Annotated in this window: 8 protein-coding genes; 7 read left to right on the forward strand and 1 reads right to left on the reverse strand. The window is 66.5% G+C overall.

Annotation, left to right across the window (positions count from 1 at the left end; all coding sequences use genetic code 11):
• Positions 1 to 62: 62 nt before the first annotated feature.
• The 7 genes from L6Q96_22660 to L6Q96_22690 all read left to right on the forward strand — a co-directional run bounded on the left by L6Q96_22660 (position 63) and on the right by L6Q96_22690 (position 6,627).
• Positions 63 to 599, forward strand: a complete 537-nt coding sequence (locus L6Q96_22660; GenBank protein MCK6557352.1) for a hypothetical protein — start codon at positions 63 to 65, stop codon at positions 597 to 599.
• Complete coding sequence (locus tag L6Q96_22665; protein MCK6557353.1) at positions 596 to 1,348, forward strand: ABC transporter ATP-binding protein; 753 nt, start codon at positions 596 to 598, stop codon at positions 1,346 to 1,348. The genes L6Q96_22660 and L6Q96_22665 overlap by 4 nt, the downstream gene beginning before the upstream one ends.
• 112 nt (positions 1,349 to 1,460) lie before the next feature.
• Complete coding sequence (locus L6Q96_22670) at positions 1,461 to 2,975, forward strand: IS1380 family transposase (GenBank protein MCK6557354.1); 1,515 nt, start codon at positions 1,461 to 1,463, stop codon at positions 2,973 to 2,975.
• A gap of 354 nt (positions 2,976 to 3,329) precedes the next feature.
• A complete protein-coding gene (locus L6Q96_22675; protein ID MCK6557355.1) occupies positions 3,330 to 3,734 on the forward strand; it encodes a hypothetical protein in 405 nt (134 codons plus the stop codon).
• Positions 3,731 to 4,078 carry an IS66 family insertion sequence element accessory protein TnpB gene (tnpB, locus tag L6Q96_22680; protein ID MCK6557356.1) on the forward strand — a complete coding sequence of 116 codons (348 nt, stop codon included), beginning with the start codon at positions 3,731 to 3,733 and terminating at the stop codon, positions 4,076 to 4,078. The genes L6Q96_22675 and tnpB overlap by 4 nt, the downstream gene beginning before the upstream one ends.
• 48 nt (positions 4,079 to 4,126) lie before the next feature.
• Positions 4,127 to 5,008 (forward strand): DUF4338 domain-containing protein, encoded by an 882-nt coding sequence (locus L6Q96_22685; protein MCK6557357.1) that lies wholly within the window; start codon positions 4,127 to 4,129, stop codon positions 5,006 to 5,008.
• A complete protein-coding gene (locus L6Q96_22690; GenBank protein ID MCK6557358.1) occupies positions 5,005 to 6,627 on the forward strand; it encodes an IS66 family transposase in 1,623 nt (540 codons plus the stop codon). The genes L6Q96_22685 and L6Q96_22690 overlap by 4 nt, the downstream gene beginning before the upstream one ends.
• Before the next feature lie 460 nt (positions 6,628 to 7,087).
• Here the strand turns inward: L6Q96_22690 and L6Q96_22695 are convergent, their stop codons facing one another.
• Positions 7,088 to 7,285 carry an AlpA family transcriptional regulator gene (locus tag L6Q96_22695; GenBank protein ID MCK6557359.1) on the reverse strand — a complete coding sequence of 66 codons (198 nt, stop codon included), beginning with the start codon at positions 7,283 to 7,285 and terminating at the stop codon, positions 7,088 to 7,090.
• Between the last annotated feature and the right edge of the window lie 226 nt (positions 7,286 to 7,511).

Consider the following 7,511-nt stretch of genomic DNA (forward strand, 5'->3'; position numbering starts at 1 on the left):
ATTCTCGCGCTCGAATCCGAGCGCTAACCCTTATTTAAGACCCTAAATACGACTCCTGTCAAGTGTATTCAAGTGCTACCGCGGGTCCGACCCCGGAGGCCTCCACCACGTTGGCGCTCTTCTGCGTGCCACCGGCTCTACCGGCGCTCGGCATCGTGGGGCTCGCCACGAGCGCGCCAGCCTGGGCAGATGCGTTGCTGCGCAGCCGGCTGACCGTTTGTGTGGCGCTCGGGCTGCGCCTCGTGCCGGTGGCCAGTGTGATTGCTCTGCGCGCCTGGGCATCGACGGCCCCCTCGTGGGCGATGGCGGCGGCGCTGCACGGCGTCCCGTTGCATCGCTACGCGGCCCGCGTCTTGATGCCGGTTCTACGCCCGGCTGTCGGCGTCGGGCTGCTCCTCGTCGCCCTGCTTGCATCCGCCGACATCGCAACGGTCTTGCTCGTGCATCCGCCCGGCGAGTCCTCCCTGCCGCTCACGATCTTTACGGTCATGGCAAACGCACCGGAGATCTTGGTGTCGGCGCTCTGCCTTGTTTACATAGCCGGCGCTGCCTCGGTGCTGGGGTGTCTCTGGGTGTTGAGTGGAGCAGCGGAGACATGAAACGCGCAGATCTCGAGCTGCGAGGGGTGTCGAAGCAGTACAACGGACGGCTTGCGTTGGACGACGTCTCGCTGCGAGTCGAGCCGGGGGACCACACCGCCATCGTCGGTTCATCCGGGTGCGGCAAGTCGACGCTACTGCGAATGGTCGCGGGCCTCGAGGCCCCTTCGAGCGGCCAGGTCCTGCTCGGTGGAGAGGTGGTCTCCGATGCCCAGCGCATCGTTCTGCCGCCGCACCGGCGGGGCATCGCCATGGTGTTTCAGGACCTGGCGCTGTGGCCAAACCTATCCGTGTTGGAGAACGTCCTGCTCGGACTTGGAGGCACGGAGTGTCCGAAAGCCGAGCGCGCGGTCCGCGCCGCCGACGCCCTGGCGCTTTGTGGAATTCCCGATCTCGCAGACCGCAAGCCCGGAACACTCTCGGGCGGGCAGCAACAGCGCATCGCCCTGGCCAGGTCGCTCGCCGTCCGGCCAGCGTTTCTGTTTCTGGATGAACCGTTTGCCGGATTGGACCCGGTGATCAAGGCGAAGCTCTTGCGCGAGATTGCGGCGCTTGCAGGTGATCACGCGTTCACCATCGTGCTCGTCACCCACGACCCCTTCGAGGCGACCGAGCTCTGCACGATGGGGGTGTTGCTCGAAGGCGGCCGCGCAACCGAGCGAGGCAAACTGGTCGATCTCGTACGCGAGTCGTCGTCGGAGATTCTCAGTAGCTTCCGGCAATGTCTAGGCGGCTGGGCTAGTCCCTGAAAAAGTACTTGCCAACTGCTGAAGCTTGGTCGTGCCGCTGGAAACCCTTGTGGCACAAGGGTAAAAGAGCATCGTGCGTTGCTGCGAATGAGGCGGTGGAGGTGGGTTTCGGATGAGGGATCGTGATGCGGTGGTGTGGAAGGAACAAAGCTTGCGCCTGGCAACGCGGCTGCATCGGGACAATCTTCCCGGAGACTGCTCGCAACCGATGTTGGCGGGCAGCAACGTTCGTTACGAGATATCGGCGCGGATCAAGGCGATGCCGTGTGGTGGGATTGGGCTGATCCATGAGATGGTGCGTGCGATCGGATTGGCCGAGAGCATCGATGAGCGCGTGCACGTTTTCAAGCGACATTTCCCGTACCACGAATCCGATCATGTTCTGAACCTCGCCTACAACGTGCTGTGCGGCGGCACGAGGCTGGAGGACTTGGAGCGCCTGCGTGGCAACGAGGCTTACCTGGACACACTTGGGTGCGAACGTGTTCCGGACCCGACGACGGCAGGTGACTTTCTGCGCCGCTTCGGTGAACATCAGGTCATGGAGTTGATGGCGGCAACGAACGCAGCACGCGTGAAGGTCTGGAAGAAACTTTCCAAGAAGGACAGGGCCCTGGCCCTGATCGATGTGGACGGAACCATCGCTCCGACCACGGGGGAGTGCAAAGAAGGGATGGACATCTCCTACAAGGGGATCTGGGGCTATGCCCCCTTGGTGATCACCTTGGCAAACACCGAGGAGGTGCTTTTCATCAAGAATCGCTCGGGCAATGCGCCTTCCCACAGCGGTGCGGTTGCTTACATGGATGAGGCGGTGGCGTTGGTGCGAGCGGGAGGCTTTCGTCGGGTGCGACTGCGTGGGGATACCGACTTTTCGCTGACGGCGAACTTCGATCGCTGGACCGAGGACGCAGTGGAGTTCGTTTTCGGTATGGACGCGCAGCGCAATGTGGTCGAGCTCGCCGATGGCTTGTCGGAGAAGGATTTTAGGCCCTTGGTGCGCTGGGCTGCTGCCCCGGCGACGCGCCCGCGCCAACGGCCGGAGAACATCAAAGAGATCATTGTCCACGAACGCGGTTACCAGAAGCTGATCCTGGAAGAAGAACACGTGGCAGAGGTCGCCTACCGACCGAGCAAGTGCAAGCGTTCGTACCGCCTGATCATCGTGCGCAAGAAGGTCCGGGTTGAACAGGGACAACAGCGCCTGTTCGATCAGACTCGTTACCTGTTCTACATCACCAACGTGCACGACGACGTGCTCGCGCCCGCGCAGGTCGTCTTCGAAGCGAATGATCGATGCGCCCAAGAGAACATCATCGAGCAACTCAAGAACGGAGTGCAGGCCTTTCGGATGCCCTCGGACGCTCTGCTGTCGAACTGGGCCTATGCGGTGATTGCCACGCTGGCGTGGAACTTGAGGATCTGGATGTCGATCCTGTTGCCCAAGCGCTTGGCGGGACAGCTGCGCCGCATGGAGCATCGACGTTTTCTGCACAGCGTGATGCTGGTGCCGTGTCAGGTGGTGCGAACAGCGCGCCAGATGGTTTTGCGCATCTTGACCTACAGCCCCTGGGCTGAGCTGCTGACGAGCGGAACAGATTATTTTCATCGATGGCGAACTGCTTGAACGAAGCGATCCGGCCTTCACGCAGCGACGACAAGCGCAGCGTCGAGAGGACTGCGCCCGAATGTCGACAATCGTGACCACAGCGCTTGGTAGAGCGACGATTTTTCCGTGGTCGCCGTCATCAGCTACGCGTGCGGCCCACTTCTGTCCCGTCCCACGATCAAATTTTCGCGTCCGCAGCATGGAACTTATCCACAAGCGCTTGTTTTGGGGCTAGTGCGCTCAAGTGAGGACATTGTGCCGCAGTGGACGAGGTCGCTGCCGAGAAAGCGGTGTCCTTTCGGCAAGCGTGCATGCCCGCCTGGCCGGCGCTGACTACACTGCGGAGCGGTCGCCACGGGAGGGCGACGGCTCATGCAGAAGCAGAGGTGCGAGGGCGAGGAAGCGGCGCGGGTGGCCGGGCTGCGACGGCGGATCGAGCGCTGGCGCGAGACGCGGGTGAAACGGACACGGATGCCCGAGGAGTTGTGGGCGGCGGCCGCTGCGCTGGCGCGGACGCACGGCGTGTCGCGCGTCGCCCGGACGCTGGGCGTCGGGTACGAGACGCTCAAGGAGCGGGTGGGCGGCGCGGGAGAGCCGGGCATGGCAGCGGGAGGGCCGGCGGAGTTCGTCGCCATCGACGGCGCGACGCTGCTGGGCGGTGGCGCGCCGACCGTGGTCGAGGTGACGGACCGTAGCGGGCGCCGGTTGGTGGTCCGCCTGAGCGGGGCAGTGGACGTCCCGGCCGTGGTGGCGGCGTTTGTGGGGCCGCCGGCATGATCCAGATCGCGCCGCAGATGCGCGTGCTGGTGGGCGTCGAGCCGGTGGACTTTCGCGCCGGGATCGATGGGCTGGCGGCGCGCTGCCGCACGGTGTTGGCCGCGGATCCGTTTTCGGGCGCTGCCTTCGTGTTTCGGAACCGGCGGCGCACCGCGATCAAAATCCTGGTGTACGACGGCCAGGGGTTCTGGCTGTGTCACAAGCGGTTCTCCAGCTCGCGGTTCACCTACTGGCCGGCCGCGCGGGAGCTGGAGGTGCACGAGCTGGCGGTGCTGCTGCGCGGCGGCGATCCGCGTGGCACGGGGGCGGTGGCCGTGTGGCGGCGCGTCAGCGGCGGTGAGTGACGGGGGGCGGCTTGCGTTCCATCGCGGACTCTGGTACGCGGTGGCGGCATGGACGAGGTCGTCTTCGCGTACCGCGGGCGCCGGGTCACCGCCGGCGATCTGGAGACGATCCGCGCGCTGATCGCTGCGCATCCGCAGGCGACCCGGCGCGCCCTCTCGCAGCACCTCTGTGCCGCGTGGCAGTGGGTGCAGCCCAACGGCCGGCCGCGCGACATGGTGTGCCGGGGGCTGATGCTCGGCCTGCACCGCGCGGGGCTGATCGCGCTGCCGGCGCCCCACCACCGACCGCCCAATCCGCTGGCCCACCGCGTGCGGCCCACGCCGACGGCGATCGACCGGACGCCGGTACGGTGTGCGCTCGCGGACCTGGGCCCGCTGGCCTTCGTGCCGGTGCGCCGCACCGAGCGGGAACGCCTGTTCAACGCGCTGCTCGACGCGCACCACCCCCTCGGCTACACGCAGCCGGTCGGCGAGCACCTGAAGTATCTGGTGTGCGCCGGCAAGCAGCCGCTGGCCCTGTTCGCGTGGAGCTCGGCGCCGCGCCACCTCGCCCCCCGCGACCGCTTCCTCGGCTGGTCGATGGCCGCGCGCCGCGCAAACATCCGGGGGGTCGCCTACAATACCCGCTTCCTGATCCTGCCGTGGGTGGAGGTGCGGTACCTGGCCAGTCATCTGCTCGGCGGCATGATGCGCCGGCTCTCGGCGGACTGGCAGCAGCACTACGGGCACCCGATCTACTTTGCCGAGACCTTCGTCGATCCCGCGCGCTATGCGGGCACCTGTTACCGGGCGGCGAACTGGGTCCGGCTCGGGCGCACCACCGGGCGGGGCAAGGACGATCGGACGCATCACGCCACGCGCTCGCGCAAGGAGGTGCTCGGGTACGTGCTGCATCCGCGCTTTCGCGAACGGCTGGCGGCGGAGCGATGACAGTCGTGCGGCGCGATCTGGATCTGGGCGAGCTCACGGCCATCGTCGCGCGGGCGCGGCTCAGCGCCGCGGAGCGCGAAAAGCTCCAGGGGGCGCTCGACACGCTCGCGTTTCTCACGGACGAAATCGGCAGCAAGGGGGCCAGTATCCTGCGGCTGCGCCGGATGCTGTTCGGCGCCCGCACGGAGAAGACCGCCACGGTCTGTCCCGATCCGCCCCGGGACGACCAGGCGGCGGCCGGGAGCGCGGCCGCCGACGGCGGCGCCGCGACGGACCCCGCGCGGCGGCGGCGCCCCGGACATGGCCGCAACGGTGCGGAGTCGTTCACGGGGGCGGTCAAGGTCTGCGTGGTGCACGGCACGCTGCATCACGGGGATCGCTGCCCCGAGTGCGTGAAAGGGAAGCTCTACACCCAGCCGCAGCCGGCGGTGCTGGTGCGCATCCGGGGCATGGCGCCGCTGTCGGCCGTTCGCTACGAGCTCGAACGGCTGCGCTGCAATCTGTGCGGCGAGGTCTTCACGGCCGCCGCCCCCGCGGGGGTCGGCGAGCAGAAGTACGACGAGACGGCGACGGCGATGATTGCGCTGCTGAAGTACGCCTGCGGGCTGCCGTTCCACCGCCTCGAGAAGCTACAGCGCAATCTGGGCATCCCGCTGCCCGCGGCCACGCAGTGGGAGCTGGTGGCGGCCGCCGCCACCGGGCTGCGGGTGGTCTTCCACGAGCTCATCCGCCAGGCCGCGCAGGGCGAGATCGTGCACAACGACGACACCACCATGAAACTGCTCGCCTTCGGCCATTCGCCGTTCCCCGAAGACGAGCAACGCGCTGAGCGCACGGGGGTCTATACCACCGGCATTGTCTCCCGCACCGCGGCCCACGACATCGCCCTGTACTTCACCGGCAGACAGCACGCCGGCGAGAACCTGGCCCGCGTCCTCCAGGAGCGGGCCGCGGCGCTGCCGCCACCCATCCAGATGTGCGATGCGCTCTCCCACAACACCGCCGGGGAGTTCGACTCCATCGTCGCCAACTGCATGGCGCACGCCCGCCGCCAATTCGTAGAGGTCGCGCCGAGCTTTCCGGAGCAGTGCCGCACCGTGCTCGATACCCTGCGCGAGGTCTACCGCAACGACGCGCACGCTGGTGGCGAGCAGATGTCGGCCGAGCAGCGTCTGGCCTTTCATCAGCAGCACAGCGGGCCCCCGATGCGCGGGCTCTTGTGGTGGCTCCACGAGCAATTCGCCCTGCGCAAGGTCGAACCCAACTCCACGCTCGGCGGCGCCGTGACCTATATGATCAAGCACTGGCAGAAGCTCACGCGGTTCCTGGAGCAGGCCGGGGCGCCCCTCGACAACAATATCTGCGAACGCGCCCTGAAGAAGGCGATCCTGCATCGCAAGAATTCGCTCTTCTACAAGACCGAGACCGGCGCTGCCGTCGGCGACCTCTACATGAGCCTGACCTACACTGCCGAGCTCAACGGCGCCGACCCCTTCGACTACCTCGTCCAGCTCCAGCGCCACGCCGACGCACTCAAAGCCAACCCGGCCGCGTGGCTGCCGTGGAATTACCGGGACACGCTGGCGGCCTGCGCCAGCGGCGCGGATCCGCCCGCCTGAGCGTCGCCGGCGCGCGCTGGCGCGCCCGGCCTACCAGCCGGGGACGGAGAAATCTTCGCGCTACGCACGCTTGCCGAAAGGACACAGAAAGCGCTACGTCTCGTTCGTCGACGACGGGTACTGGTGAAAGGTCGTTACCCGTTATCAGAGAGCCGCCCGTTGCATCGGGCGGCTCTTTCTCATTCCCACTTTGAGCCGAGGGCTCCGGTGAACGTGGTATACTTCCATCAACCAGATCGTCCGCGTGATCGCCGGCGCTCGTGAATTCTGACCGCGGTTGCCCTCAGGCAGGGGGCTTGCGGGCACGGTCGGCTCGCTGTGGAGCCGATCGGGCTTTCCGTCGTCGCCACCACAGCCGGCGGCGGCAACCCCCGACTCAAACGAGGGGGTGAAAGTCCCGGCGATCGCGGCGCTGGTTTCAATCTCGGTGTGCGTCTTCGCCAGCCTGTCGACCGAAGCTTCAGCGAAGGTGGACGCGACTCGCGTCGATCCGTTGCTGCAGCCACTCCTGAACTTCGGCTTCGAGCCAGCCGACCGCTCGCCCACCCAGGTTCACCGGTTTGGGGAACGCGCCTTCGGCGATTCGAAAGTAGATCGTGCTCCGCGACAGGCCCGTGCGCGCCTTCACTTCCGGAAGTCTCAGTATCGTATGCGTCATCCCAAGCTCTCCTTCGTTCGTGTCATCGCCGGCCCTCCGCCACGGCTTTGACAGCGAATGATAAAGGACCTTATCATTCACACATATAGGACACCTTCCCGCCATCCGGAGTCTCGCCCACGTCGGCCTCGATCGAGTGCCGGCGATGATCGCGCGCGAGGGTGATCGGGCGGCCTGGCGGTTCATCGAGTTCTTCACCGCCAACATCCGCAACCCGAACACGCGT

Source organism: Candidatus Binatia bacterium (assembly GCA_023150935.1).
In the GTDB taxonomy this organism is placed as follows: domain Bacteria; phylum Desulfobacterota; class Binatia; order HRBIN30; family HRBIN30; genus JAKLJW01.

Excerpts from the sequence above, each read along its gene's own strand:
- L6Q96_22665 (MCK6557353.1), top strand. The coding sequence starts at position 596 with ATGAAACGCGCAGATCTCGAGCTGCGAGGGGTGTCGAAGCAGTACAAC.
- L6Q96_22670 (MCK6557354.1), top strand. The coding sequence starts at position 1,461 with ATGAGGGATCGTGATGCGGTGGTGTGGAAGGAACAAAGCTTGCGCCTG.
- L6Q96_22675 (MCK6557355.1), top strand. The coding sequence starts at position 3,330 with ATGCAGAAGCAGAGGTGCGAGGGCGAGGAAGCGGCGCGGGTGGCCGGG.
- tnpB (MCK6557356.1), top strand. The coding sequence starts at position 3,731 with ATGATCCAGATCGCGCCGCAGATGCGCGTGCTGGTGGGCGTCGAGCCG.
- L6Q96_22685 (MCK6557357.1), top strand. The coding sequence starts at position 4,127 with ATGGACGAGGTCGTCTTCGCGTACCGCGGGCGCCGGGTCACCGCCGGC.
- L6Q96_22690 (MCK6557358.1), top strand. The coding sequence starts at position 5,005 with ATGACAGTCGTGCGGCGCGATCTGGATCTGGGCGAGCTCACGGCCATC.
- L6Q96_22695 (MCK6557359.1), bottom strand. The coding sequence starts at position 7,285 with ATGACGCATACGATACTGAGACTTCCGGAAGTGAAGGCGCGCACGGGC.